The 25,971-nt window shown below is 46.9% G+C and carries 27 protein-coding genes and 1 tRNA gene; 20 read left to right on the top strand and 8 right to left on the bottom strand.

Features of this window, described 5'->3' with window-relative positions:
• The first annotated feature begins 6 nt into the window (after positions 1–6).
• From trpS to D3795_RS07100, 7 genes are all read left to right on the top strand, one after another.
• Positions 7–1,011 carry a tryptophan--tRNA ligase gene (gene trpS / locus D3795_RS07130; protein ID WP_156267433.1) on the top strand — a complete coding sequence of 335 codons (1,005 nt, stop codon included), beginning with the start codon at positions 7–9 and terminating at the stop codon, positions 1,009–1,011.
• Positions 1,012–1,014: 3 nt separating this feature from the next.
• Entirely contained in the window at positions 1,015–1,602 is a 588-nt protein-coding gene (locus D3795_RS07125) for an anthranilate synthase component II (RefSeq protein WP_156267431.1), read from the top strand.
• 212 nt (positions 1,603–1,814) lie between these two features.
• On the top strand, positions 1,815–3,029 hold the full coding sequence (locus D3795_RS07120) for an aspartate aminotransferase family protein (RefSeq protein WP_156267429.1): 1,215 nt from the start codon (positions 1,815–1,817) through the stop codon (positions 3,027–3,029).
• An 18-nt stretch (positions 3,030–3,047) separates the two neighbouring features.
• On the top strand, positions 3,048–4,076 hold the full coding sequence (astA, locus tag D3795_RS07115; RefSeq protein WP_156267427.1) for an arginine N-succinyltransferase: 1,029 nt from the start codon (positions 3,048–3,050) through the stop codon (positions 4,074–4,076).
• Positions 4,076–5,545 (top strand): succinylglutamate-semialdehyde dehydrogenase, encoded by a 1,470-nt coding sequence (astD, locus tag D3795_RS07110; protein ID WP_156267425.1) that lies wholly within the window; start codon positions 4,076–4,078, stop codon positions 5,543–5,545. The genes astA and astD overlap by 1 nt, the downstream gene beginning before the upstream one ends.
• 37 nt (positions 5,546–5,582) lie before the next feature.
• The gene (locus tag D3795_RS07105; protein WP_156269020.1) at positions 5,583–5,996 is read left to right on the top strand and encodes an OsmC family protein; all 414 of its coding nucleotides are present in this window, start codon (positions 5,583–5,585) and stop codon (positions 5,994–5,996) included.
• The gene (locus D3795_RS07100) at positions 5,997–6,845 is read left to right on the top strand and encodes a 23S rRNA (adenine(2030)-N(6))-methyltransferase RlmJ (RefSeq protein ID WP_156267423.1); all 849 of its coding nucleotides are present in this window, start codon (positions 5,997–5,999) and stop codon (positions 6,843–6,845) included.
• A gap of 6 nt (positions 6,846–6,851) precedes the next feature.
• Here D3795_RS07100 and D3795_RS07095 read toward each other — a convergent pair whose 3' ends face one another.
• Positions 6,852–7,724 (bottom strand): phosphoribulokinase, encoded by an 873-nt coding sequence (locus tag D3795_RS07095; RefSeq protein ID WP_156267421.1) that lies wholly within the window; start codon positions 7,722–7,724, stop codon positions 6,852–6,854.
• A gap of 67 nt (positions 7,725–7,791) precedes the next feature.
• Positions 7,792–8,025 carry a SlyX family protein gene (locus D3795_RS07090; protein ID WP_156267419.1) on the bottom strand — a complete coding sequence of 78 codons (234 nt, stop codon included), beginning with the start codon at positions 8,023–8,025 and terminating at the stop codon, positions 7,792–7,794.
• An 87-nt stretch (positions 8,026–8,112) separates the two neighbouring features.
• On the opposite strand from D3795_RS07090, the gene D3795_RS07085 reads away from it, so the two are divergent.
• Positions 8,113–8,892, top strand: coding sequence for an FKBP-type peptidyl-prolyl cis-trans isomerase (locus D3795_RS07085; protein ID WP_156267417.1), 780 nt, complete (start codon positions 8,113–8,115; stop codon positions 8,890–8,892).
• Between the two features lie 27 nt (positions 8,893–8,919).
• Here D3795_RS07085 and rsd read toward each other — a convergent pair whose 3' ends face one another.
• Positions 8,920–9,390, bottom strand: a complete 471-nt coding sequence (gene rsd / locus D3795_RS07080; RefSeq protein ID WP_156267415.1) for a sigma D regulator — start codon at positions 9,388–9,390, stop codon at positions 8,920–8,922.
• A gap of 88 nt (positions 9,391–9,478) precedes the next feature.
• Between rsd and nudC the strand changes: the two genes are divergently transcribed.
• The 4 genes from nudC to D3795_RS07060 all read left to right on the top strand — a co-directional run bounded on the left by nudC (position 9,479) and on the right by D3795_RS07060 (position 15,709).
• Entirely contained in the window at positions 9,479–10,300 is an 822-nt protein-coding gene (gene nudC, locus D3795_RS07075) for an NAD(+) diphosphatase (protein WP_156267413.1), read from the top strand.
• Between the two features lie 49 nt (positions 10,301–10,349).
• On the top strand, positions 10,350–11,426 hold the full coding sequence (gene hemE / locus D3795_RS07070) for a uroporphyrinogen decarboxylase (protein WP_156267411.1): 1,077 nt from the start codon (positions 10,350–10,352) through the stop codon (positions 11,424–11,426).
• Positions 11,427–11,543: 117 nt separating this feature from the next.
• On the top strand, positions 11,544–12,602 hold the full coding sequence (locus D3795_RS07065; RefSeq protein ID WP_156267409.1) for an efflux RND transporter periplasmic adaptor subunit: 1,059 nt from the start codon (positions 11,544–11,546) through the stop codon (positions 12,600–12,602).
• A gap of 5 nt (positions 12,603–12,607) precedes the next feature.
• Positions 12,608–15,709, top strand: a complete 3,102-nt coding sequence (locus D3795_RS07060; protein ID WP_156267407.1) for an efflux RND transporter permease subunit — start codon at positions 12,608–12,610, stop codon at positions 15,707–15,709.
• A gap of 4 nt (positions 15,710–15,713) precedes the next feature.
• Here D3795_RS07060 and D3795_RS07055 read toward each other — a convergent pair whose 3' ends face one another.
• The 3 genes from D3795_RS07055 to rsgA are packed head-to-tail and all read right to left on the bottom strand — an operon-like array spanning position 15,714 to position 18,369.
• Entirely contained in the window at positions 15,714–16,442 is a 729-nt protein-coding gene (locus D3795_RS07055; RefSeq protein ID WP_156267405.1) for a glycerophosphodiester phosphodiesterase, read from the bottom strand.
• A 2-nt stretch (positions 16,443–16,444) separates the two neighbouring features.
• Positions 16,445–17,314: an archaetidylserine decarboxylase gene (asd, locus tag D3795_RS07050; protein ID WP_156267403.1), complete on the bottom strand. Its 870-nt coding sequence runs from the start codon at positions 17,312–17,314 to the stop codon at positions 16,445–16,447.
• A complete protein-coding gene (gene rsgA, locus D3795_RS07045) occupies positions 17,311–18,369 on the bottom strand; it encodes a small ribosomal subunit biogenesis GTPase RsgA (RefSeq protein WP_156267401.1) in 1,059 nt (352 codons plus the stop codon). Before rsgA ends, asd begins: the two co-directional genes overlap by 4 nt.
• A 90-nt stretch (positions 18,370–18,459) precedes the next feature.
• Between rsgA and orn the strand changes: the two genes are divergently transcribed.
• The 7 genes from orn to arsJ all read left to right on the top strand — a co-directional run bounded on the left by orn (position 18,460) and on the right by arsJ (position 23,806).
• Entirely contained in the window at positions 18,460–19,002 is a 543-nt protein-coding gene (gene orn, locus D3795_RS07040) for an oligoribonuclease (RefSeq protein WP_156267399.1), read from the top strand.
• A 26-nt stretch (positions 19,003–19,028) separates the two neighbouring features.
• Positions 19,029–20,351, top strand: a complete 1,323-nt coding sequence (locus D3795_RS07035; protein ID WP_156267397.1) for a hypothetical protein — start codon at positions 19,029–19,031, stop codon at positions 20,349–20,351.
• The gene (locus D3795_RS07030; protein ID WP_156267395.1) at positions 20,351–20,632 is read left to right on the top strand and encodes a hypothetical protein; all 282 of its coding nucleotides are present in this window, start codon (positions 20,351–20,353) and stop codon (positions 20,630–20,632) included. Before D3795_RS07035 ends, D3795_RS07030 begins: the two co-directional genes overlap by 1 nt.
• Before the next feature lie 42 nt (positions 20,633–20,674).
• Positions 20,675–20,750 (top strand) — tRNA-Gly (locus D3795_RS07025).
• Positions 20,751–20,852: 102 nt separating this feature from the next.
• Positions 20,853–21,578 (top strand): metalloregulator ArsR/SmtB family transcription factor, encoded by a 726-nt coding sequence (locus D3795_RS07020; protein ID WP_156267393.1) that lies wholly within the window; start codon positions 20,853–20,855, stop codon positions 21,576–21,578.
• Between the two features lie 3 nt (positions 21,579–21,581).
• Entirely contained in the window at positions 21,582–22,583 is a 1,002-nt protein-coding gene (locus tag D3795_RS07015) for an ArsJ-associated glyceraldehyde-3-phosphate dehydrogenase (protein ID WP_156267391.1), read from the top strand.
• Positions 22,577–23,806 (top strand): organoarsenical effux MFS transporter ArsJ, encoded by a 1,230-nt coding sequence (gene arsJ / locus D3795_RS07010; RefSeq protein ID WP_156267389.1) that lies wholly within the window; start codon positions 22,577–22,579, stop codon positions 23,804–23,806. The genes D3795_RS07015 and arsJ overlap by 7 nt, the downstream gene beginning before the upstream one ends.
• Here the strand turns inward: arsJ and D3795_RS07005 are convergent.
• Together D3795_RS07005 and D3795_RS07000 are read right to left on the bottom strand one after the other, a co-directional pair.
• The gene (locus D3795_RS07005; RefSeq protein WP_156267387.1) at positions 23,803–24,213 is read right to left on the bottom strand and encodes a hypothetical protein; all 411 of its coding nucleotides are present in this window, start codon (positions 24,211–24,213) and stop codon (positions 23,803–23,805) included. The two genes, arsJ and D3795_RS07005, sit on opposite strands and share 4 nt — an antisense overlap.
• Positions 24,213–24,584, bottom strand: coding sequence for a DUF423 domain-containing protein (locus D3795_RS07000; RefSeq protein ID WP_156267386.1), 372 nt, complete (start codon positions 24,582–24,584; stop codon positions 24,213–24,215). The genes D3795_RS07005 and D3795_RS07000 overlap by 1 nt, the downstream gene beginning before the upstream one ends.
• A gap of 59 nt (positions 24,585–24,643) precedes the next feature.
• On the opposite strand from D3795_RS07000, the gene D3795_RS06995 reads away from it, so the two are divergent.
• Positions 24,644–25,930 carry an acetyl-CoA hydrolase/transferase family protein gene (locus tag D3795_RS06995; protein WP_156267385.1) on the top strand — a complete coding sequence of 429 codons (1,287 nt, stop codon included), beginning with the start codon at positions 24,644–24,646 and terminating at the stop codon, positions 25,928–25,930.
• Positions 25,931–25,971 lie beyond the last annotated feature (41 nt).

The raw sequence follows: 25,971 nt of genomic DNA, 5'->3' as shown, positions 1-25,971 counted from the left end.
CAGATTATGAGTAAACCCATTGTACTAAGCGGCTGCCAGCCATCAGGACAACTTTCAATTGGCAATTACATTGGCGCGTTGCGTCAGTGGGTAAAAATGCAAGAGACTCATGACTGCCGCTTTATGCTGGTTGATTTGCACGCGATTACGGTTCGCCAAGAACCAGAAAAACTGCGCGAGGCAACCTTAGATGGGTTGGCGTTGTATATGGCTTGTGGCCTTGATCCTGAGAAAAGTGTTATTTTTGTTCAGTCTCACGTTCCAGAGCATGCACAATTGGCCTGGGTTTTGAACTGCTATACCCAAATGGGCGAATTGAATCGGATGACACAATTCAAAGATAAATCCGATCGCCACGCTAACAACATTAATGCCGGTTTGTATACTTACCCTGCACTCATGGCGGCGGATATTTTGTTATATCAAGCCAACGAAGTACCAGTCGGCAATGACCAAAAACAACACCTAGAACTCGCTCGTGATGTGGCGACCCGCTTCAATAACCTTTATGGCGAGGTGTTCACGATACCAGACCCATTTATTCCGGAAGTTGGCGCTCGCATTATGAGTTTGCAAGATCCAACCAAGAAAATGTCCAAGTCAGACGATAACCCGAATAATTTTATTGGACTGCTTGAAGAGCCGAAAAAAATTATCAAGAAGCTAAAACGTGCAGTGACCGACTCGGATGAGCAGGCGCGTATTTACTTCGACACCGAAGAAAAACCAGGCGTATCGAATTTGCTATCTATCTTGTCTGCGGCAACGGGGCGTTCAATTGCTGATTTGGTACCTGAATACGAAGATAAAATGTATGGTCACTTAAAAGGCGATACTGCCGACGCTGTTGTTGCCATGTTGGAGCCAATTCAGCAGCGCTACAGTGAGCTACGTCATGATCGCGCTTACCTTGACCAAGTGATGGCGAAAGGTGCCGAAGCGGCGAGTGCGCACGCAGCAGAAACCTTGCGTAAAGTGTATGACGTGATTGGGTTTGTGCCGCGGCCATAACTTATGTTGTTAATGATCGATAACTATGACTCGTTCACACACAATGTGGTGCGCTATTTGCGTGAGTTAAATGCTGAAGTCAAAGTTGTTCGTAACGATCAAATTAGCCTTGCGGAAATTCAGCAGCTGCCGCTCGCCGGTATTGTGATATCGCCTGGGCCATGCACCCCAAATGAGGCAGGCATTTCGCTACCGGTGATTGAAAAGTTTGCAGGCCAACTTCCACTACTAGGTGTGTGCTTAGGTCATCAAGCAATTGGGCAAGTGTTTGGCGCGCAAGTGGTGCGTGCCAAGCAAGTCATGCACGGCAAAACTTCAGAGCTTCACCACAATAATCAAGGCTTGTTTGAAGGCCTACCGTCACCTTTTACGGTTGCTCGCTACCATTCGTTGCTTCTCGACCACGATAGTTTACCCGATGAACTGATTGTTGATGCTTGGGTGAATCGCGATACCGGCGCACAAGAGGTGATGGGAATACGCCACGCGAGTCTGCCCGTTTGGGGCGTTCAATATCATCCAGAAGCCATTGAAACAGAACACGGGCATGCCATTTTTAAGCGATTTTTGGAATTTTGCGACCTAATCTGACCAGATTTTGTGCGTTAGATATTCAGTAGGATCACGTTCTTCTGCATACTTATGCAGCGCGCCTGCAAATCAAGCTAAGTTACCTAAAACTCCCCATTTTTTCAGTGTGTCGAACACGACACCGATGCTTTTTTCTGCGATAATATAGCCACTTTACACGGCCTCCTTTGAAGGTCAATTTGAACCGATTTGAATGGCAATGAGGGATACTTATGACAACCACGAATAAAGTCGATCGCGCACTCTTCGATGACGTAATGGTACCAAACTATAACCCGGCGAAAATGATTCCGGTAAAAGGTGAAGGCTCACGCGTATGGGACCAAGAAGGTAAAGAGTACGTCGATTTCGCTGGCGGTATTGCCGTGAACTGTTTAGGTCATTGTCACCCAGCCATGGTGAAGGCGTTAACCGAACAAGGCAATAAGCTTTGGCATTTAAGTAACGTATTCACGAACGAGCCAGCGATTCGTTTGGCAAAAAAATTAACTGACGCAACCTTTGCTGACCGCGTCTATTTTGCGAACTCTGGTGCTGAAGCGAACGAAGCAGCCTTGAAATTAGCACGTCGCTGGGCGCTCGATAAATTCGGTGGCGAAAAGAACCAAATTATTGCTTTCAATAAAGGTTTCCACGGTCGTACGTTTTTTACCGTGACGGTTGGTGGCCAGCCAGCTTACTCAGATGGCTTTGGGCCGAAGCCTGGTGCAGTTGAGCATGTTGACTACAACGATTTAGCAGCGCTTGAGAAACTAATGTCAGAACAAACTTGTGCGGTGATGATGGAGCCGTTGCAAGGTGAAGGCGGTGTTATTAGCCCTGATGTCGATTTCGTAAAAGGCGTGCGTGCACTTTGTGATAAATACAATGCATTGTTGATTTTTGATGAAGTTCAAACTGGTTTTGGTCGTACCGGTAGCTTGTATGCTTATCAACAACTTGGTGTAGCACCAGATATTCTTTCAACAGCGAAAGCGCTGGGCGGCGGCTTCCCAATCGGAGCTATGCTAACCACAACAGAAATTGCGCAACACTTGAAGCCAGGTACGCACGGTAGTACCTACGGCGGTAACCCGTTGGCATGTGCTGTTGCCGAAGCGGTGTTTGATGTGGTGAACACCAATGAGGTACTTGAAGGCGTTAAGAAGCGTGAGCAGTTGTTCAAAGATGCGCTGCAGAAAATTAACGACAAATACAATGTGTTCAAAGATATCCGTGGTAAAGGCTTGTTGTTGGGTGCTGAGTTAACCGAACAATTTGAAGGTAAAGCACGCGATTTCTTAAACGCAGCGGCTGACGAAGGCACGATGGTATTAGTTGCTGGTCCAAGCGTGATTCGTTTTACACCGTCGTTGATCATTCCGGAGCAAGATATTGTTGAAGGTTTGGCGCGATTTGAACGAGCTGTAGCTAAGCTTGCTGGTTAATTGAAGCGGAGACACGCTATGTTAGTGGTGCGTCCGATTACGCCGCAGGATTATGCGGCGCTTTACACCTGTGCAGTTGAGTCTGGACATGGTTTCACGTCGCTGCCTGTTGACGAGGCATTATTGCGGCGTCGCATTGCTCGTGCACAGGAAGCTTTTGCGCGCGAGCAAGTGAGTGAGCCGGGTGAAGAAGGTTATCTCTTTGTCATGGAAGATACGGACACCGGTGAGGTTGTCGGTTGCAGTGGTATTGAGGCCGCGGTAGGCCTTACCGATGCTTTCTACCACTATCACGTAGGCAAAGTTGTCCATCATTCCAAAGAGTTAGATATCTACAATGCGCTTGAAACATTGACACTATGTAATGATTACACTGGCGTCAGTGAGCTATGCACATTGTTTTTACGCGAGCCATTTCGCAAGAATATGAATGGTCGTGTACTGTCGCGCTTCCGCATGTTGTTTATGGCTGAGTTTCGTAATCGCTTTAGCGATATCGCGATTGCCGAAATGCGCGGTGTTTCTGACGCCAATGGCGAATCACCATTTTGGGGTTGGTTGCAGAAAAATTTCTTCTCAATGGATTTCACTCAGGCTGATTATCTCACCGGTATTGGTGAGAAAACATTTGTCTATGAATTGATGCCGAAGCTACCTATATACGTGCAATTATTGCCACCGGAAGCGCAAGCCGTCATTGGTCAGGTTCACGATAATACACGCCCTGCTTTGCGCATGTTGCAAAGCGAAGGTTTCCGTAGCCGTGGCTATATCGATATTTTTGATGCCGGGCCAACCGTCGAAGCCGAAGTGGCTAACATTAAGAGTGTTAGAGACAGTAAGCGCTTACCAGTGACCATCGGATCGGTTGCGGATGATAAGCCTCGATTTATTGTATGTAATACGAATGTCGCTGAATTTCGTGCCATTCAAGCACAACTTGATGATCAGCACGAACACGTCATTATTGATGCCGAAGCGGCGGCTGCGCTGCGTGTGCAAGAAGGCGATTACGTTCGATTTGTCACATTGACAGGAGCAAACTAATGTCTGAACAGAATTTATATATCAATGGCAACTGGGTTGCCGGAGAAGGCGAGTTATTTAAATCAATTAATCCAGCTCGCAATGAAATTATTTGGGAAGCCAAAGCGGCCACGGATGAACAGGTTGATGCTGCAGTAATGGCTGCGCGCGCCGCGTTTGTTGCGTGGGCCGATAAAAGCTTCGAGGACCGTTTAGCGATTTGTAAGCGTTTTGCTGAATTATTAGAAGAAAATAAACAAAAATTTGCGCACATCATTGCTGAAGAAACCGGCAAGCCAGTGTGGGAAACGTTGACCGAAGTTGCTGCGATGATCGGCAAAGTGGCTATTTCTGAGCGTGCTTACCACGAGCGCACAGGTACCGTCGAAAACGCGATGCCAGGCGCAAAGGCGTTTGTGCGTCACAAACCACATGGCGTTGTTGCGGTATACGGGCCATATAACTTCCCGGGCCACTTACCAAACGGTCATATTGTACCGTCGTTATTGGCGGGTAATACAGTGATTTTCAAGCCAAGTGAAATGACGCCTAAGGTGGCTGAGTTTACGGTGAAAATGTGGGAAAAAGCGGGTATTCCGAACGGTGTACTGAACTTAGTTCAAGGTTTGGTTGATACTGGTAAAGCGTTGTCGGCGCACCCACAAATTGATGGCTTATTCTTCACTGGTTCATCGAACACAGGTCATGTGCTCCACAAACTCTTTGCTGGGCGCCCAGATAAAATTTTAGCGCTTGAAATGGGCGGTAATAACCCACTTATCGTTAAGGATGTTGCTGACATTGATGCTGCGGTGCACGATATCGTGCAATCAGCCTTCATCACTTCAGGGCAGCGTTGTACCTGTGCTCGTCGCTTGTTTATCGAGAAAAGCCCGCAAGGCGATGCAATATTGAAGCGCCTGATTGAAGTTTCTGAAAATATTCAAGTTGGCGACTATGAAGCAGATCCACAGCCATTTATGGGTGCGATGATCTCGGCAAAAGCAGCTGCAGATATGGTGAAAGCGCAAAATGATTTGATTGATGCGGGCGCTAAAGTTTTGTTGAAGATGTTACAGAAAGACCACAACTTAGGTTTCGTGACACCAGGTATATTAGACGTGACCAACGTGACTGAGATGCCAGATATTGAGCATTTTGGTCCGTTAGTGAAAGTCTATCGTTACACTGATCTTGATGCGGCAATTGAAGAAGCGAATAACACGAAATATGGCCTTTCAGCGGGTATTTTGTGCGACAGCGAAGAAACATATCGTTATTTCTTCAAGCGTATTCGTGCCGGTATTGTGAACTGGAATAAGCCAATCACTGGAGCCAGCAGCGCGGCGCCATTCGGCGGCATTGGTGCGAGCGGTAATCACCGTGCTAGCGCCTATTATGCCGCTGATTACTGTGCATACCCAGTTGCTTCGGTGGAAGCTGACCATGTCAGCTTGCCAGAGAAATTAGCGCCAGGGCTAAAATTCTAACCAACTATAAAGCGAGGAGTTATCGATGGCGGCGACCATGCATGCAACAGTAAATTGGCGTGACGGTTTAGTGTTTGAGGCTAAATCTGGCTCAGGCCATGCGGTGACAATGGACGGTAACAAAGCCGAAGCGGCAAGCCCAATGGAGTTGGTGTTGATGGCCGCTGGTGGGTGCTCCTCCGTTGATGTGGTTAGTATTTTAGAAAAAGCGCGTCAGCAAGTGACCGGTGTTCAATGTGAAGTGAAAGGTGAGCGAGCCGACGCAGTTCCTGCGGTGTTTACCGACGTGCATCTTCATTTCATTGTCACCGGCACAGATGTTGCTGAGAAGCATGTAGAGCGCGCCGTGGCGTTGTCGGCAGACAAGTACTGCTCAGTCGCGAAGATGCTTGAGGCGTCGGTAAACGTTACTCATAGCTTTACCATCAAAACTGACGGTGAGAACGCTTAAATGAATTATCGGCATAGTTACCATGCCGGCAACTTTGCCGATGTTTTAAAGCACGTTCTTCAGTGTGTCGCGTTGGATTATCTGCAGCAGAAAGAGAAGCCGTTTTGGCTGCTTGATACGCATGCTGGTATTGGTATGTATGACCTACAGGGTGAACAAGCACAAAAAACCGGTGAAGCGGTTGACGGTATCGCGCGTTTATTAGCGCGCGACGATTTACCTGCCGCCATTCAGCGCTATGTCAATTTTGTCAAAGAAGTAAATAGTCCAGACGAGCTCCGCTGGTATCCTGGCTCGCCGTGGTTTAGTGCACAACACTTGCGTCCGCAAGACAGTTTAACGCTCTGTGAAATGCATCCGCAAGACAGCGGCGCCTTAGCTGAAAACGTACGTAATGAATTTCCCGCAGCTAAACAAATCAAGGTGTTAGAGCACACCAATGGTTATGGTGCAATCAAAGCGTTACTGCCGCCGCCACAAAAGCGTGGCATGGTGCTTATTGATCCACCGTTTGAGCAGCGTGATGAATTCGATCAAGTAGTACGTGCTCTGACCGATGGTGTGCGACGCTGGGCGAACGGTATTTATGCTGTGTGGTATCCAATTAAAGACCCGTTAGCCATTGGCGATTTTCATCAAAAAGTGAAAGCAATTAATGGGGTTGAAAAAGTATTTGCGGTTGACCTGCTCATTCGCACTGCGGTAGACAGAACAAAACTGAATGGCTGCGGTATGCTTTTTATTAATCCGCCGTTTGGTTTGACGCAGCAAGTAAATGAAATTATGGATTATTTGACACCACTATTGGCGCAGGATCGCGGTGCTGAATATCAAAGTATCTGGCTTTAAGCGCGGTTATTTAATACCGCGCTGTTTTTCCAAAATTTCTTCAATTAGCGGGGCTAATATCAGCTCCATGGCAAAAACCATTTTGCCTCCCGGCACTACCAAGGTATTCATACGCGACATAAATGCTCCGTCAATCATGCGTAGATAATATGGGTAGTCGACATTCTTCATGCCGCGGAAGCGAATCACCACAAAACTTTCATCCAGTGACGGAATGTCTTTTGCACTAAATGGATTGGATGTGTCTACGGTTGGTACCCGTTGAAAGTTGATATGAGTGCGCGAAAACTGAGGCACTATGTGATGAATATAATCTTCCATACTGCGCACAATACTTTGCGTCACAGCCTCTCGCGAATGACCCCGCTCCGAGGTGTCGCGCAATAACTTTTGTATCCACTCAAGGTTTACAATTGGCACCATGCCAATAAGTAAGTCGACATGCTGTGCAACATCGTAGCCTTCGCCAACCACGCCGCCATGCAAGCCTTCGTAGAACAATAAATCGGTATCTTTCGGTAGCGGCTCCCATGGTGTAAAAGTGCCAGGTACTTGATTGTATGGAACGGCATCATCGAAGTTGTGTAAATAACGTCGAACTTCGCCGTTGCCGGTTGCGCCATACTCGCGGAATAACGCTTCAAGTCGGGTGAAATCATTCGCTTCAGAACCGAAATAGCTAATGTGTCGTCCTTGCTCTTGCGCCTTACGAATCGCTAGTTCCATTTCAGGTCGGGAATAACGATGAAAGCTATCACCTTCCACACAGGCAGCTTCAACATCTAGCGAGCGGAAAATATGCCGTAGAGCCTGACTGGTTGTGGTTGTACCGGCCCCTGATGAGCCAGTTACTGCGATGATAGGGTGTTGAACCGACATGAAACCTCCGAAAACGTAGAAAGAATGTTATACGGGGTCAGCTACACGCGGTCAAGTTTTGTTCAGGTTAGTAATGCGGTGGAATGTCGTCAGCAGGATCAGTCGACGTTCCGCCATCGCGATCGCTCATTTGTTGGAACTTTTCGGCCATTAATTGCATCTTACGTTGCAGATGCTGTAATTCGCCCGCTTGTTGCGTCACCAATTGATTCAATGTTTCAATGGTATCTTCTTGGAATGCCAATTGGCTTTCTAAATCGGCGATACGTCGTGATAGATCATGTTCGTGTTGCGCAGCCATAGGCAAACACCCCTAATTGTGTGTAGTATATTCAGCGCGACGAATTACAACTTACTCTGACAGAGAATTCAATCCTGGAGACAATAAATGAAGCAATTTAAAAAGCCTTTAGCGCTGACTATCATCGCGCTTGCCGTAACTGGATGTATGCAGCAGGAGAAGTTTCCTGTTAGCGAAGCTGCACCAGAGGCTGAACAAGATAAAATGGCGTATGCCTTTGGTTCTACCTTGGGTGAATACGTTGGCGAAACGCTTGAGCGTCAAGAGCAAGCCGAATTCGTATTAAATCGTGAACTCGTGATTGCCGGTTTTGTTGATGCTATTAAAGGTGATGCCAAAATTTCACAAGCAGAAGCTGAAGAATTGATCACGACCATGCAAACTCAGATTGCTGAGCAAACAGCGACTGTTATTGGTGGCAAGGCTCAGGCTGAAGGTGAAGCTTATCAAGCAGAAAACGCTAATAAAGAAGGCGTTACCGTTACTGAATCAGGCCTACAGTATGAAGTTTTGCAAGAAGGCCCTGAAGGTGGTGCACAACCGGCTGCAACTGATTTAGTTGAAGTTCATTATCACGGTACGTTGGTAAACGGCGAAGTGTTCGATAGCTCAGTAGAGCGTGGCGAGCCACTAGTATTACCATTGAATCGTGTTATTGCTGGTTGGACTGAAGGCGTTCAATTGATGAGCGTTGGCGATAAATACCGTTTTGTCATCCCGTCAGATCTTGCTTATGGTGAGCGTGGCGCGGGTAATGGTCAGATTCCACCAAACTCAACGTTAATCTTTGAAGTTGAACTGCTCAACATTGTTGATCCAGAAGCGACTGAAGAAGAAGCTGATGTAGAAATTGACGCGAAGCAATAAAACCCTTCTTGCTTCGCTAATATCACGCTAGAGTAGCTGATGCTGCTCTAGCGTATTTAATAAACGGTCCTCAAATTCCATTCGTAGCTCAAGCGCTTCACCTAAGTTCGATAAATCTCGATCAAATCCATTGAGCTCAGATTCCGGCGTCACATCACCATAATTGTCATTAAAGTCGAGTGCAATTTCAGTTGTATCACCGATTAATGGGAAAAGCTCATCGGCTAGTTCGCGTGTTGACTCTGGCGCCTTCTGGCTATTGCGGATGATTGTGTCGAATACCTCAAAGTGCCCCGCTGAAATGTAGTCCATGAGAAGTTCACAGAAGTGAGTGATGTTTTGCGTTGCCGGAAGCGCATGCGCTTCGCGCTCATAGGGAGGTAGTCCAGCTAGTTTGAAGTATTCGATAAGCATGGCTTGTCGTTCTTGTAACCAGGTATCAACCGCAGCATGGGCGCCTCCCCAGCGTTGCTTGGCCTGCTCGTTACGCTTTAACATGTGTATCTCCGTTTGATTGATAGCCACCAATCTACTGATGATGCTAAGCTAGCGTCAACTATTTTCGCTGACTTTCAGGTTATTTTACATGACGAAACCATATCAACGCCCAGCGCAAGACGAACCTGTATGGTGGTTTGTGATTTCCGGTGGTGAGCTGCTCATGACCGAAGCGAAACAGATACCACATGGGCTTCTTGAAGACTTACCGTTGCCAGATTTGAATGAATACAAAACCGTTTTTATTGGTGAATTACGCGAGCGACATTGCTATTTGGTGATTGCCGATTTCGGTGACACCAATTTTACTGCTGTGGGTGAGTTTTTAAGTGTTAGAGAGTTAATTATCGGTTCTGATGACGAGTTATTCGCGATGGCTGCGCGGGCCAAACAAATTGCCGACTTCTTAGCGACGCATCGTTTTTGCGGACGCTGTGGCGCGCGCATGCAGGCGGTTGATTGGGAAATAGCGATGCACTGTCATAGTTGCCAACACCGCTGCTACCCCCGTATTTCGCCATGTATCATTGTTGCGATTCGTAAAAACAATCAAATTCTGTTGGCTCGAGGCAAGCGTCATCCCGAAGGTTTGTATTCGGTATTAGCTGGTTTTGTTGAGGCTGGTGAGCCCCTTGAACAAACCCTTGTACGTGAAGTGATGGAGGAAGCTGGTGTGCGTATTAAAAATCCGCGCTATGTTGCCAGTCAGTCATGGCCGTTTCCGAATTCACTCATGATTGGGTTCATTGCGGAATGGGAAAGTGGTGATATTCGTATTGATCCGTTTGAATTGGAAGAAGGCGGTTGGTATGACATCAATAAACTACCGCGAATACCGCAAGAGGGAACGATTGCAAATAAACTGATCATGCGCCTAAAAGCTGAAATTGATCAGGAAAGAAAATCTTAATGCTGATAAAATATGCGGCAAAATTTAACGGGTAACTTGGATATATACGATGTCTGAAGCAAAGTCTGAACTGAAAAACGATTTGTATCTTCGTGCGCTGCTGCGCCAGCCGACGGAGCGCACACCTATTTGGATGATGCGCCAGGCAGGACGCTATTTGCCAGAGTATCGTGAAGTGCGTAAGCAGGCCGGTGATTTTATGGCGCTGTGTAAAAACGCAGAGCTTGCCTGCGAAGTGACTTTGCAACCGTTACGCCGTTTTCCGTTAGATGCCGCCATTTTATTCTCAGACATTCTGACCATTCCAGACGCAATGGGCCTTGGGCTTTACTTTGAAACAGGTGAAGGGCCAAAATTTGAGCGCCCCGTCCGTGATATCGCGAGTATTCAGAAGCTTGGTGTACCAGACCCAGAACAAGAGCTGCGTTATGTTATGGATGCGGTGCGTACCATTCGCCGCGAATTAAATGGCCAAGTGCCGCTGATTGGTTTCTCTGGTAGCCCGTGGACACTCGCAACTTATATGGTTGAGGGGGGTAGCACAAAGAATTTCAGTGAAGTGAAAAAACTGATGTTCAGTGAGCCGGAGGCAATGCATTTATTGTTAGATAAACTAGCTCAATCAGTGACCAGTTACTTGAATGCGCAAATTGCCGCCGGGGCTCAAGCCGTCATGATATTTGACACTTGGGGTGGCGTTCTAAGTCCACGCGATTACCGCGAATTTTCATTGAAGTATATGCAGCAAATCGTGAACGGTTTAACCCGTCATGCAGATGGTCGGCAGGTACCGGTGACCTTGTTTACCAAGAACGGTGGCGCTTGGCTCGGTGATATGGCAGCGACTGGCTGTGATGCGTTGGGTGTTGACTGGACCACCGACTTGGGAACTGCTCGTGCCGCCGTAAACGACAAAGTTGCACTGCAAGGGAATATGGATCCGAGTGTATTGTATGCGCCCCCAGCTCGTATCGAAGCTGAAGTGGCGACCATCTTAGAAAGTTATGGTCACGGTCATGGTCATGTCTTTAACTTAGGGCATGGTATTCATCCAGAAGTAAATCCAGATCATGCAGCAGCTTTTATCGAAGCGGTGCATAAGCTGAGTCCCGCTTACCACAAGTAATTGTTATTTGCGGTAAACCCCGCTTATTGTCCGATGAGCGGGGATGCCGCGTTGAATCCCTAGGTTACAATAGTGTCAGACCATGACATGAAGCCAAAGTGGTAACCTGAGGGATTTATGGCAGCACGAAATTTATTTAACCCGATCACCATCATACTCGTACTTGTGGCAGCCGCTGCAGCCTACTTTTTTGGCTTTGCAGACCCTAACGCTGGCAAAGAAGAACGCCCGCAAAACGCCGTACCAGTGCGTGTTCAATCCGCACAAATCAGTGAGTTTCGAGATGTCATTGAAGCGTTAGGTACCGCACAAGCGAACGAATCTATCGTTGTGACCGCACAAGCGCAGGATATTGTCATGGCCGTTCACTTTGACGACGGTGACGTGGTTAAAGCGGGCGATGTATTGGTTGAGCTCGATTCTCGTGAAGAAAATGCGGTTGTTCAAGAATTAAAATTCCGTTTGGCAGAAGCAAACCGCCAATATCAACGCTTGGTTGACTTGCGTCGCCAGAACGCTGCGTCACAACAGCAGCTTGAAGCACAAGACGTGCTAGTAAAAGAAATCATCGCCGAATTGGAAGTTGCTGAAACGCGACTGGCGCAGAAGCGAATTGTTGCGCCCTTTGACGGTCGACTCGGAATTCGTCATGTCAGCGTTGGTTCTTTAGTCTCGCCCGGTGAACAAATCACCACACTTGACGATGTCACCCCAATCAAACTCGATTTCAATGTACCTGAACTATTCTTTGCAAGCTTGCGTGTTGGTCAAGCTGTCGCTGCCCGTAGTGGTGCTTATCCCGGCGAAGAGTTTCGTGGAGAAATTCGCAGCATTGATTCGCGTGTCGATCCGTTGACGCGTTCTATTTTGGTTCGCGCTACGTTGCCAAATGACGACAATAAATTGCGTCCAGGTATGTTGTTGCGGGTTAACTTACTGCGTAGCGTTGACGAAACCATGATTCTGCCGGAAAAAGCTATCGTTCCTATCAATGATCGCACTTACGTATATGTGATTGATGAAAATAATATCGCTCATCAGACGTTGGTTACCCTGGGGCGCCGCAAGCCCGGTATTGTAGAGGTTATCGAGGGTATTAAGCCTGGTGACAAAATCGTAACCGAAGGAATGGTGCGTCTGCGCGATGGCGTTGCTGTCACAGTTCGGGAGGGTTAACACACATGTTGCTCTCAGATGTTTCGGTTAAACGTCCGGTTTTTGCCTCAGTTGTAAATATATTACTTATCGTGTTTGGTATCGTTGCGTTTACGATGCTGCCACTTCGCGAATATCCTGATATTGATCCGCCTGTTGTATCCATTGATACCAGTTACACGGGTGCTTCTGCAGATATCGTTGAAACCCAAATTACCCAAGTAATTGAAGATCGTATTAGTGGTATTGAAGGAATAAAAAACATCAACTCGAGCAGCCGTAATGGTCGCTCACGTATTAGCATTGAGTTTGAATTATCCCGTGATATTGATGCCGCAGCTAATGATGTTCGTGATCGTGTTTCGCGCGTGCTCGATAACCTCCCCGAGCAAGTCGACCCACCGGAAGTTTCGAAGGCAAACTCCGATGAAAGTACTATCGTCTGGTACAACTTGCGTAGTGAAACCATGTCGGTACTTGAGCTAACGGATTATGCTGACCGTTACATTGCCGATCGGTTATCTGTTGTGGATGGCGTTGCGCGTGTGCAGCTTGGTGGTGAGCGTCGTTATGCGATGCGAATCTGGCTTGACCGTGATGCAATGGCTGCCCGAAACATTACCGTCACTGACATCGAGAGTCGCTTGCGTTCAGAGAACGTTGAGTTACCTGCAGGTGAAGTTGAATCAATCGACCGTGAGTTTACTGTTCGTGTCGCACGGACTTATCTGACGCCCGAACATTTTAAACGTTTAACGATTAAACGTGGCGACAATGGTCAGTTGGTGCGATTGGCGGAAGTTGCGCGTATTGAAATGGGGTCAGAGAACGACAAAACCGATTTCCGTGGTAACGGTATCAACATGATTGGTATCGGTATTATTAAACAGTCGAAAGCCAATACACTGGAGGTTGTGGACAACGTTAAAAAAGAAATTGATACGATTTCTCAAACGCTCCCTGAGACGATGTTCATTGTTCCGAGTTATGACTCGTCAATCTTCATCAAAGGCTCCATTGACGAAGTATACAATACGCTCGGCATTGCCATGGGATTGGTGGTTGTTGTTATCTATATGTTCCTGGGGAACATTCGTGCCACACTCATTCCGGCTTTAACGGTTCCTGTTGCGGTTATCGCCTCGTATATCGCGCTGTTTGCCATGGGCTTCTCGATCAACTTGCTGACGTTGTTAGCATTAGTATTGGCCATCGGCCTTGTGGTTGATGACTCGATTGTTGTTTTAGAGAACATCTATCGTCGTATTGAAGCGGGTGAGCCGCCGTTGCTTGCGGCCTACCGAGGTGCTCGTGAAGTTGGCTTCGCTGTGGTCGCGACTACTTTGGTTCTTATTTCAGTATTCGTGCCGCTAGCGTTCTTGGATGGCAACATTGGTCAGCTGTTTACCGAGTTTGCATTGGCGATTGCCGCCGCCGTCGCGTTCTCAAGTATCGCGGCTTTAACTTTGTCACCAATGCTCAGCTCGAAAATTCTTCATAAAAAAGAGCGTTCGAGTAAATTCGGCCAAATTATCGATAAAGTGTTTGCTTGGGTTGAGTCAGGATACGTTCGTGTACTGAAGCGCACCTTGGTATATCCATGGATGTCTGCAGCCCTCATTATCCTAGCGGGGGTGTTATCTTACGGCATGATGCAATTTGTTGAGCAGGAGTTTGTTCCGCCTGAAGATCGCGGCACCTTCTATGTGATGGTGCGCAGTGAAGAAGGGGCAAGCTTTGAATCGAACTCAGCAAATATGCGCGAAATCGAGAGTATTTTGATGCCTTATATCGATCAAGGTAAAATCGATCGATTAATTATCCGTTCACCAGGTTGGGGTAACTCTGCCGGTGTTGCAATTGTTGGTGCGGTGCCGTTTGAAGAGCGCGAATGGTCAACCTTTGAATTGATGGATGAGGTATCGAAACAGCTTAATAATGTGACGGGCGTACGTGCTTTTGCCTTTATGCGAAGCGGCATCAGCGGTGGCAACGGTCGTCCAGTGCAATTTGTGTTGCAAGGTAACACTTACGAGCAGCTTGCGGCGTATCGCGATATTGTGATTGAGAAGGCGAGTCAGAATCCGAACCTAATGGATCTTGATAGCGATTACAAAGCGACGCTTCCGCAATTATTAATTCGCATTAACCAAGAGCGCGCGTCAGATCTCGGTGTATCGGTTGGTGATATTGGTCGCACGCTAGAAACCATGCTGGGTCAACGTCGTGCAACAACCTATCTCGATAGAGGTGAAGAATACGATGTGATTCTTGAGGGGGAGCGTTCAGATTATCGCAGCCCGACGGCAATCGATAATATCTACGTTCGTTCGAACAGCTCGAATCAGCTTATTCCTTTATCGAACTTAGTGACCGTTGAAGAGCAAGCCACATCAGGCTCACTGAATCGCTATAACCGCATGCGTAGTATCACTATCGAAGCGAATTTAGCCGAGGGCTATTCACTCGGTGAAGCGTTGGCGTATCTTGAAGAGATTGTTCGCACTGAACTTCCAGATGACGTATCGATTGACTACAAAGGCGAGTCACAAATGTACAAAGAGAGTGGTAGCTCTGTCATATTCGTCTTTGTCTTGGCGTTGCTCGTGGCTTACTTAGTGCTGGCGGCACAATTCGAGAGCTTTGTGCATCCATTAGTGATCATGTTAATGGTTCCAATTGCATTCTTGGGAGCTATTATCGGGCTCTATGTGACAGGTATGACGATCAATATTTACAGCCAAATTGGTATTGTGATGTTAATCGGCCTTGCCGCTAAAAATGGTATTTTGATTGTTGAATTCACGAACCAGTTGCGTGATGCCGGCATGAAGTTTGATGAAGCGATTGTGAAAGGTGCACAACAACGTTTGCGTCCAATTGTCATGACGGCATTCACAACGCTGATGAGTGCGGTACCACTCATTCTGGGTAGCGGCCCAGGCGCTGAAAGCCGAATGGTGATTGGTACAGTTATTTTCGCAGGAGTCGCTTTATCAGCGTTCTTAACCATCTTCATTATTCCATCGCTGTACGCGTTGTTAGCGCAGAACACAACATCGCCAGAAGCGGTTGCACACGAACTTGCAACGCTCGAGCAACAGCATCCAGATAACAAAGGAAATTAACGCACTATTCCCATCGATTTGCTTCACGGGCATCAACAAAAAGCCCGTGAAGCACATTTCTGGCAAGTGTCGGATGGTTAGTAAATATACCGTCGACACCCATTTGTTTTAACTCACGCATATCGTCTGGCTCATCAACAGTAAATACAAAAACCTTTAAGCCACGTTGATGCGCATCATTAATGAATTCCTGCGTGACGAAATCAACATCAATATGCACAGACCAAGCGTCAAGTTGTGCCGCAAAATACGCATAATTAAGAGGGCAACTGGTGGTAAGAGCTCCAATGCGTTGATGTGGGTGATCTTGTTTTAGTTGCGCCAACCAGTGATGGTTAAAACTCGACACTAATAATTGTTCGGGTTCAAAGTTAGCCTGTTCAACGGCGCGTCTCAGATGACGTGTGAGCCCACGTTTAATGTCTGCGCCTTTAAGTTCGATGTTGACTTGGCAGCGGCCTCGAATAAAGTCGAGGGCTTCGTCTAGTGTTGGTATTGGTTGTTGGCCAAACACTTTCAGTGTTCGTAGTTGAGCGAGGGTTAAATCTTGCAGGCGGCCAGTTTGAGCCGTCAGTCGAGCCAGATACCGATCGTGGAAGACCAGCCACTCGTCTTCAATGGGATAAACATCAATTTCAATGCCATCAGCTTGCGCATCGAGAGCCTTGCTGAACGCCGCAATGGTGTTCTCTGGTGCTTCGAAACTTGCTCCTCGATGCGCAAAAATGAGCATAACTAGTCGTCACGCTCACCTAATACGGTTCCCATGCGGGTCACGGTGCCAGGTTTGAGCTCGTCATCAAAATCAATCACATCATCCGGGAACACCAAAATAACCGTTGACCCCAATTTGAAGTGGCCCATTTCCTCGCCTTTTTTCAAGCGAATCGCTTGTTCACCTGAGGCTGGGTATTCCCACGTATGTACGTCAGTACCGCGCGGTGGAGTGACGGTTTCTGACCAAACCGTACCAATGCTGGCAACAATAGTAGCCCCAACAAGTACCATTGCAAATTGACCAAAGTCGGCTTCAAAAATGGCAACTACGCGCTCATTACGTGCAAATAAATTTGGTACGTTTGCTACAGTTAGCGGATTCACTGAATACAGGTCACCTGGCACGTAAATCATTTTGCGCAATACACCGTCGCATGGCATGTGGATACGGTGGTAATCTTTTGGTGCTAAGTAGATTGTCGCAAAGTCACCATCGCGAAAAGCGTGTGCATCTCGCGGGTCGCCGCCAAGTAATTCAGTCAGACTGTAATCGTGGCCTTTGGCTTGAAATACCCGCCCCTCTTCAATATCACCCAGTTGGCTAATGGCACCATCAACTGGGTGGGCAAATTGTTTGTCATCCGTTGCCTTTAATGGGCGCAATTCCGGCTTTAAGTAGCGCGTGAAAAAGTCATTGAAGGTTTTGTATGCCTTTGGCTCTTCGTGAATAGCTTCACTCATATCAATTTTATACTGGCGAATAAACCAGCGTATGAATGCCTGCGTAAACCAGCCGGCTTGTGCAGCTGCAAATTTACCGACTAGACGTGATACGGCATGCTTAGGTAACCAGTGTTGTAATTGAATTTTTACGCGATCCAAATTCACGTTTTTTTACCTCGAGTAGTTGCTCTTGATGGCTTTTTAATTGCCATCGATTCAATAATTCTATGGAAATTGTACAGGCGCAGGGGGTGCAGGTCACCTGCTTCGAGTGCTTCTTGGAGTGCACAACCTGGATCATCCTGATGTTTGCAGTCACGAAACTTACATTGCCCTAAGTATGGTCGTAAATCGATGTAGCACCAAGCAACACGCTCAGGTTCTAAGTGCCAAAGGGCAAACTCCCGAATTCCGGGCGAGTCAATCAACACGCCACCAGTTGGAACAACATACCGCGTTGCTACGGTTGTTGTGTGTTGGCCAAGCCCTGAATTATCCGAAATGGCGCCCACATCGGCATCAATTTCCGGCAGGAGGGCATTCACTAACGATGATTTTCCAACGCCGGATTGCCCCACCACAATGGAGACATGCTCATTCAATAATTGTTGCAAGGCGTCCAATGACTCTGGCTGCTTAGCACTCACTTCAAGTACCTGATAGCCGATATCACGATACACCGCGAGTGCATCGGTTATTTCTTGGCGCTGCTCAGAATCAAGCTCAGCAAGAAGGTCCGCTTTATTGAGAACAATGACAGGCGTTACGCCAATGTCTTCACATGCTACCAAGTATCGATCAATAATTTGACTGGAGAACGCCGGTAACACGCTAGAAACAATCAGAATTTGATCTACGTTAGCAGCAACTGGCTTGACGCCGTCGTAATAATCTGGGCGACTGAGTAATGAGCGCCGTGGCTGCACCGCTTCGATAACACCGGCAACATCCTCTGAGCGCTGTTTGAAACGACGCCAGATCACTTCATCACCGCATACTAATGAATCAACAGCACGCCGAATATGACAGCGTAACGCAGCTTCGGTGTCGGTACAGATAATCGCTTGTTGGCCGAAACGGCTTACGACAATACCTGACTCAGAGGCATCTAAAGCCGCGTCTTCAACTTCGATTTCTAATTCAGCTCGTTGAATACGCTTTTCTTGATTCGACTTGATTCGGCGTAGTTGCCCTTTGTTCAGACGTCGTTGTTTTGCCATCAAATTAATTCCAGTACATACTAGAGGCAATCATACATTATTCGGCACAATAGTGCCTGAACTTAATTGTAATCAAATAAGGTAAATTGCATGACAGCGAGCGCAGAACGTCTCATTTGGATCGACTTAGAAATGACCGGTTTAACACCAGATTACGATCACATTATTGAGATTGCGACTATAGTGACTGATTACGAACTAAACGTATTAGCGGAAGGTCCTGTTATTGCAGTACACCAATCGCAGACCAATTTAGATAAGATGGACGAGTGGAATGTGCGAACCCACACGCAATCAGGGCTAGTCGAGCGTGTTAAAGCGAGTGAATTTAACGAACAGCAAGCGAGTGATGCAACCATCGAGTTTTTACAAAAGTGGGTGACGGCCGGCAGTTCACCAATGTGCGGGAATAGTATCTGCCAAGATCGCCGCTTCCTAGCCAAGCATATGCCGGAGTTAGAAACTTACTTTCATTACCGTAACCTTGATGTGAGTACATTGAAACAACTCGCGAAATATTGGGCGCCTGAAGTCGCAAATGGCTTAACTAAGCAAGGCGCGCACACCGCTTTAGCAGATATTCGTGAATCGATTGAAGAATTGAAATATTATCGAGTGAATTTATTTAAATAATAATAACAACAAGGAAGGCTAAGCACGTGATTAAATGGCTCGTTGCTGCAGTTTTCATTATTTTTATGGGCCTGACTTATGGCCCACCGAAATATGTCGCATTTGCTGACCAACAAAAGCAGGTTGAAACGGTTTACGGTGAGCAAAAAGCCTATCTCAGTTGGCAGATCAACCGCTGGCTGCCCTTTGAAGTGTTTGCCGAGTTGGTTTGGTATGCACCGGCAACCGGTACTGAGCAACCTCTTACTGAATTAGAAAAAATGGAAATCAAGCGGCCCTTCATGCTCCCAGGTCACTGGTTTTCAAACTATATTTGGTTGCTACTACCGCCATTATTGTGGGGCTTCAACAAAGCATTCGGTTTCGCATTTTTTGCCTGGAGACAAGTGCGTTCGCATCAGCGCAATTTCTTTCTCGCGGAACGACGAAATACAATCATTGCTTATGAAACATTTTTGAAAGTGACGAAGGATGTTCCATACAAACCGTTTCGTTTAAGACGTAAAGCGAAGCAAGCGCGTGAACAACTTTATGATGATTACATCAACTCGCTTACACGTGCTGCAACTGATGACGATGAGCGAATTTTAAACGGATTCGTTGCGAAAGCACTGATGTTTAATCGTGACCACGACCAGCGATACCTACCATTACAGCTCAGCATGACGGCTGGTTTTAAAGCGTTAACGCGAGGCGAGTATCGTAATTTCGTGAAATTTGAAGGTTACTTTGAAGAGCGTATGAATCAATCAGCCAAGCAGTGGTTGTTGGAGACCCATGGTTCAGGCGTTCCGAGTATGTCGGAGTTATACGAAGACTGGGATGCGCGAGCTCGTAATTGTGCAAAGGCCATTCTCACGTCAAAGCAGTGGCGTCCACTTACTGATTTACGCGAAAGCTTTCGTGATTTTGCTAAAGACACCTTGTACCGCATTCTTGGGAAGGCTAATTCGCAGCAGCATCGCGACGAATTAGCCCGATTTGCTGAAGCGTATTTAACTTACTCGGTATATCGCTATTTACCGGTAGATGCGCAACTTCATGCGTATGAGCAAGATTACAAAAAACTCATTGGCAAACGCATTGCAGCAGTGATTTCGAGTTATTTCCCTCAGGAAGTCACCACCAATGGTGCGCGCCCAGATTTATTTTTGAGTCCATCGTTTCGCCAAGACAGCCACATGGGGAAATTGGTGATAGAGCTGGTATTTGAAAATAAAGTATTACCCGATGGCATGCCCATTTTGAGTAGTACTTTTTACTTGCACATGCCTGAAGAAGAACCGCAGCGGTTAAAAGAGCTCGAGCGAAAGATTACGCAAGCAAATAAGAATAAGGAGAAGAGCTGATGCGCTTTGTGATTGCTTTACTCGCACTCTTCATAACACCTTCGGCGATGTCGCAGGAAACTCAGGCGTCAGAATTGCAAAAACTTCGCTGTGAATTACATGGCTGGATTGAGCAAACCAGTATTGTTCGAGATTGGTTGAATAAGGTCGAACAAAATAAATTAGTGTTTGTTAATCAAGATGGTGGCGTGCAAGTGCCGCCGCAGCCTATTTTGTGGAAAAAAGCTGCAGGGTGTTCAAATTCCGAGCGAACGAACAATTCAACTGAAAAAAGTGGTTGACGGCGTGAGCCGAATCCGTAAAATACGCCCTCGTTAACACATGCGAGAATAGCTCAGCTGGTAGAGCACAACCTTGCCAAGGTTGGGGTCGCGAGTTCGAATCTCGTTTCTCGCTCCAAATTCGAAAAACCCGAAAGCGTCAAAACTTTCGGGTTTTTTATTGCCTGATTTTTGATATCTGTTTTATCATATATGTGATTTTTCAGATATGAGATAGTCGATGAAAGTTCTATTCCTATGTTCAGCCAACTCGGCTCGCTCGATTATGGCCGAAGCCATTATGCGGCATTTTGCGGGCTCTGATGTTGACGTGTTTAGTGCAGGCACTCAGCCCTCGCATGTTGAGCCAGAGGCATTGGCGGCACTATCAGTGTTGAACGTAAATACGGAAGGGCTGCACTCAAAGGCAATTAAAAGCCTTGGTGATATGCAGTTCGATTATGTTATTAGCTTGTGTGACCGCGCGCGACTTGAATGCCAGACAGACTTTCAGGGCATTAACTTTATCGCATGGGATTTTTCTGATCCGGTCTCCAGCATGAAAACTGACTCGTTCTTGCGCACGGCGAAAGAACTCAGCGAACGCATTCGAATGTTCTTACTAGTCCTACGCAAGCGAATGCAGCTACCACACCTCTTCAATAGCCCACAAGACTTCTTCAAGATAATGGCTGACCCGTTACGGTTGTCTATGATTCTAATGTTGGCGCGCCAAGATGAGTTATGCGTGTGTGATTTTGTTGAGATAACAGGTATGTCCCAGCCAAAAGTTTCACGTCATTTGGCCCAATTGCGCGAATACGGCTTGCTGCTGGATAGAAGGGATCATCGATGGGTACATTATCGATTGAATCCTGCGTTACCCGATTGGATGCGACAAACAATTGCAGTAGCAGCGGCGCATAATCCGCAGCTTGGAAATCTTTCAAAGAATACTACGGAGTAATTTATGGCGATTAAAGTAGGAATTAACGGTTTAGGTAGAATTGGTCGACTAGCATTGCGCTTAATTGCACAGAACCCTGCATTTGAACTAGTGCGGGTGAACGATCCCGGCGCTGATGCGGCTACATTCGCACATTTAATCAATTTCGATTCTGTACACGGGCGCTGGCAACAAGAAGCTTCGGCTTCTGATGAGGCGCTGGTGATTCAGGAAAAATCGATTCCTTTTACCCGCTTCAAAACAATTTCAGAGAACAACTGGGGCGATTGCGCTGTAGTACTCGAAGCATCGGGTAAAATGAAAACCGTTGCGGTTCTGAACGACTATTTACAGCAAGGCGTTAAACGGGTGGTGGTATCGGCGCCCGTAAAAGAGCCTGGCGCTTTAAATATTGTGATGGGCGTAAATGATCAACTGTTTGACCCATACCAGCACCGCATCGTTACGGCGGCTTCGTGCACAACCAACTGCATTGCACCGATCGTTAAGGTATTGCAAGAAAAGATCGGTATCAAGCATGGCTCAATCACCACCATTCATGATTTAACAAATACCCAGAGCATTCTTGATGCGCCGCATAAAGATTTGCGCCGTGCGCGCGCCTGTGGGATGAGCCTCATTCCTACCTCGACCGGTTCAGCGACAGCCATTATCGAAATATTTCCAGAGCTTAAGGGCAAAATTGATGGTCATGCGGTGCGCGTACCATTAGCTAATGCATCGTTAACCGATTGCGTATTTGAAGTTGAAAAGCCGACGACAGTGGAGGAAGTTAATGGTTGGATGAATGCGGCAGCTCAGGGCGACTTAAAAAACATTCTTGGATATGAAGAGCGCCCGTTAGTATCCATTGATTATAAAACCGATCCGCGCTCGAGCATTATTGATGCACTCTCAACCAAAGTGATTAATGGCACTCACGTGAAACTTTATGCTTGGTATGACAATGAGTGGGGCTATGCCAACCGTACTGTCGAGCTCATGGAGAAAGTTGGCTCATGTTAGCTCGTTTATCGCCCGCTATTCGCCAATACATGTTGGTAACAGGCAACTATTGGGCGTTTACTCTCACTGATGGCGCGTTGCGAATGTTGGTGGTATTGCATTTCCACCAACTCGGCTATTCCGCGCTTGAAGTCGCCATGCTGTTCTTGTTTTACGAGTTTTTTGGTGTGGTGACGAATTTAGTTGGTGGGTATTTGGGAGCCCGATGGGGGCTCAACCGAACCATGAATATTGGTTTAGGGCTGCAAATTATTGCCTTAATCATGCTGTTAGTTCCCAGTCATTGGCTTACAGTGATTTGGGTTATGTTCGCTCAAGCGCTTTCAGGAATAGCGAAAGATTTGAACAAAATGAGCGCTAAAAGCACCATTAAGTTACTGGTGCCCGAAGCCGCTCAAGGTCAGTTGTACAAGTGGGTGGCATTATTAACTGGTTCGAAGAATACGCTAAAAGGAATTGGCTTTTTTCTAGGTGGTGTATTGCTCACCTGGATAGGTTTTGCTGGTGCCGTTTTAGTCATGGCGTGCATGCTATCGGTGGTTTGGCTGTCGAGTTTGATATTTCTTAAAAAGGACACGGGTAAAGCTAAATTCAAACCGAAATTTAACGAGCTTTTATCAAAAAGCCACCCGATCAATATCCTTTCTGCAGCGAGATTTTTGTTGTTCGGTGCTCGTGATGTATGGTTTGTGGTAGCTCTTCCGGTATTCCTCGCCAGCCAACTCAACTGGGATCATTGGCAAGTTGGAAGCTTTCTTGCTTTGTGGGTGATTGGGTACGGCGTGGTGCAAGGTTTTGCGCCAAAACTTACCACAGCTAAAGCGAATAACCGAACGTCGCATCAAGCGGTGATGTGGGGTGCGTTGTTGACACTTAGCCCATTATTATTGGCCATAGCGCTGTGGCAAGAATTGCCAGTTGCACCAACTTTAATTAGCGGTTTAGCGCTGTTTGGTCTTCTATTCGCCATCAACTCATCGTTACACAGTTATCTTATTGTCTCGTACTCGCGAGCCGACGGTGTGTCTCTTGATGTTGGTTTTTACTATATGGCGAATGCGGCTGGACGCTTGCTAGGAACAGTGTTGTCCGGATGGGTTTACCAACAAAATGGATTATTGGCGTGCTTGATTATTTCAGGGGTATTGCTGGCGCTTTCTACATTGGTCGTTCAGCGGTTGCCGGAGCGCTCGGAATTTATGAAAACAAGCGACCTGAGCTAAGGAGACGTATTCGTTTTACGAAGAATGACGAGTGTCGGCTCTCGCCACGGTATAAGTTCTACTCGACCATTTCGAATGTCCACGGTTGTCGCTAAAAACTCATTTCCATGCTGCATAAAGTCGCTGGTTAGTACTTGAAACTTTTGAATTCTATGAGCATGCTCCCGTAGTGGAGCAACATGACTCCCCATAAAAAACATCTCGAGCTCTACACGCGTGGGCAAGCGCAAATTCGGGTCGTCTTGCAACATTTGCTTCGCATCGAAGGCAGACAATAAGACAACCTCGCCCGTGCACTGTTGACCCTGCAATGTTTGTCCATGCCAGCATTTTTGCCACGGGATATTACATGCAATAGCAGTTGGTATCATCAATAAACTAAGAGCAACAAGTGTCGACTTTTTCATTAGAACTCCTTGAGCATCGCCCAAAAAATCCAAATCCACGCCACAATAAAGCAAACGCCGCCAATAGGCGTGACCGGACCAAAAAATTTGAGACCCGTTAGTGCCAGCATGTAAAGGCTTCCGGAGAACAAGATAATGCCGGCAAGCATAATCCAGCCACCGGTGCGTAACCCAGTTGCCTTCGGGTATGGAATTAGGAGTACCGCAACCATCAATAATCCGAGCGCATGATAAATCTGATACTGAACGCCCGTTTGAAATACTTCGACCATTGCTGGGCTAATCATTTTCTCTAAACCATGTGCCCCAAATGCGCCAAGAATTACCCCTAACGCCATATTGATTGCACCGAGCATAACGAATACTTTCATACTATGTTTGAACTTACGTTGATGAATGACGTTTAAAATGTAACTGAAAAGGAATCACTATGCTCGTTCAAAATGCACAAGAGGCGTTACAAATTCTTGAAGATAATGATGTCATCTGGTGCCAATCAATGGCTGCAACACCATATAAATTGCTCGAAGGGCTCGCCGAAGTGGCGCTATCTCGTCGCAATTTAACCTTGTTGCAATTACATACCGAACATAGTGAAGTTTTAAGTAATCCGGGTTTAAAAGGTCACCTACGGCAACGCGCTTTCTTTGTCGGTAAATCAACCCGTGCCGCGGTCAATGAAGGCTTAGCAGATTACGTACCGATGTTTTTGTCTGAAATTCCTAAACTGTTTCGCTCGGGCGAGCAACCGCTTGATGCGGTGTTAATTCAGGTTTCTCCGCCAGATGCGCATGGCAATTGCAGTTTAGGTATATCGGTTGAAGCTACGCGGGCGGCATTGCAAGTTGCGCGTAAAGTCATTGCTTGGATTAACCCGTGCATGCCACGAACACACGGCGACTCATTTATCTCGTTAAAGCAGATTGATCGGTACTTTGAATATGAAGCAGCGATGCCATTGCATGCGCAGCCGAAGCAGTCGGCAATTACCACGCAAATTGGCGAGCGAGTAGCAAGCCTCATTAATGACGGTGATTGCTTACAGATGGGTATCGGTGCGATTCCTGATGCAACTTTACGTTGCTTGGGCAACCATAAAGACTTAGGTATTCATACCGAAATGTTTTCAGATGGCGTTCTGCCATTAGTTGAAAGTGGCGTTATCAATAACTCACGTAAGCGCAAACACCGTGGTCGTATTGTGACGACGTTTGCGATGGGAAGTCAGAAACTGTATGACTTTGTAGATGACAACCCGCTGGTGGCCTTTCTTGACGTTGAATATACCAATGACACCTCAGTGATTCGTCAAAACAAACAAGTCATGGCCATTAACAGCGCGCTGCAAATTGATTTAAGCGGACAGGTTTGTGCCGATTCCATGGGCACGAAAATTTACTCCGGTGTTGGTGGGCAAATGGATTTTGTGCGCGGTGCTAGCCTATCTGAAGGTGGTCGTTCGGTGATTGCTCTACCAGCAACCGCTTGCGGTGGCACGGTATCGCGAATTAGTAGCATGCTTAACCCAGGCGCAGGCGTTGTGACGACGCGCGCCCATGTTCACTATGTTGTGACGGAGTTTGGGGTCGCCAATTTACGGGCTAGAAGTTTGACCGAACGTGCCGAGTCACTGATTAGTATCGCGGCACCGCAATTTCGTGACCAACTCGCAAAGCAAGCTTGGGAAGACTGGGGGCTACGTGTGCGTACCTCTTAGGAGGTACTCATGAATGCCCAGTAACCACACTCTCTTTGGTG

This window comes from Pseudidiomarina andamanensis (genome assembly GCF_009734345.1).
In the GTDB taxonomy this organism is placed as follows: domain Bacteria; phylum Pseudomonadota; class Gammaproteobacteria; order Enterobacterales; family Alteromonadaceae; genus Pseudidiomarina; species Pseudidiomarina andamanensis.
The sequence above is the reverse complement of the archived record's forward strand: the minus strand, read 5'-3'. Positions and strand labels throughout refer to the sequence as shown.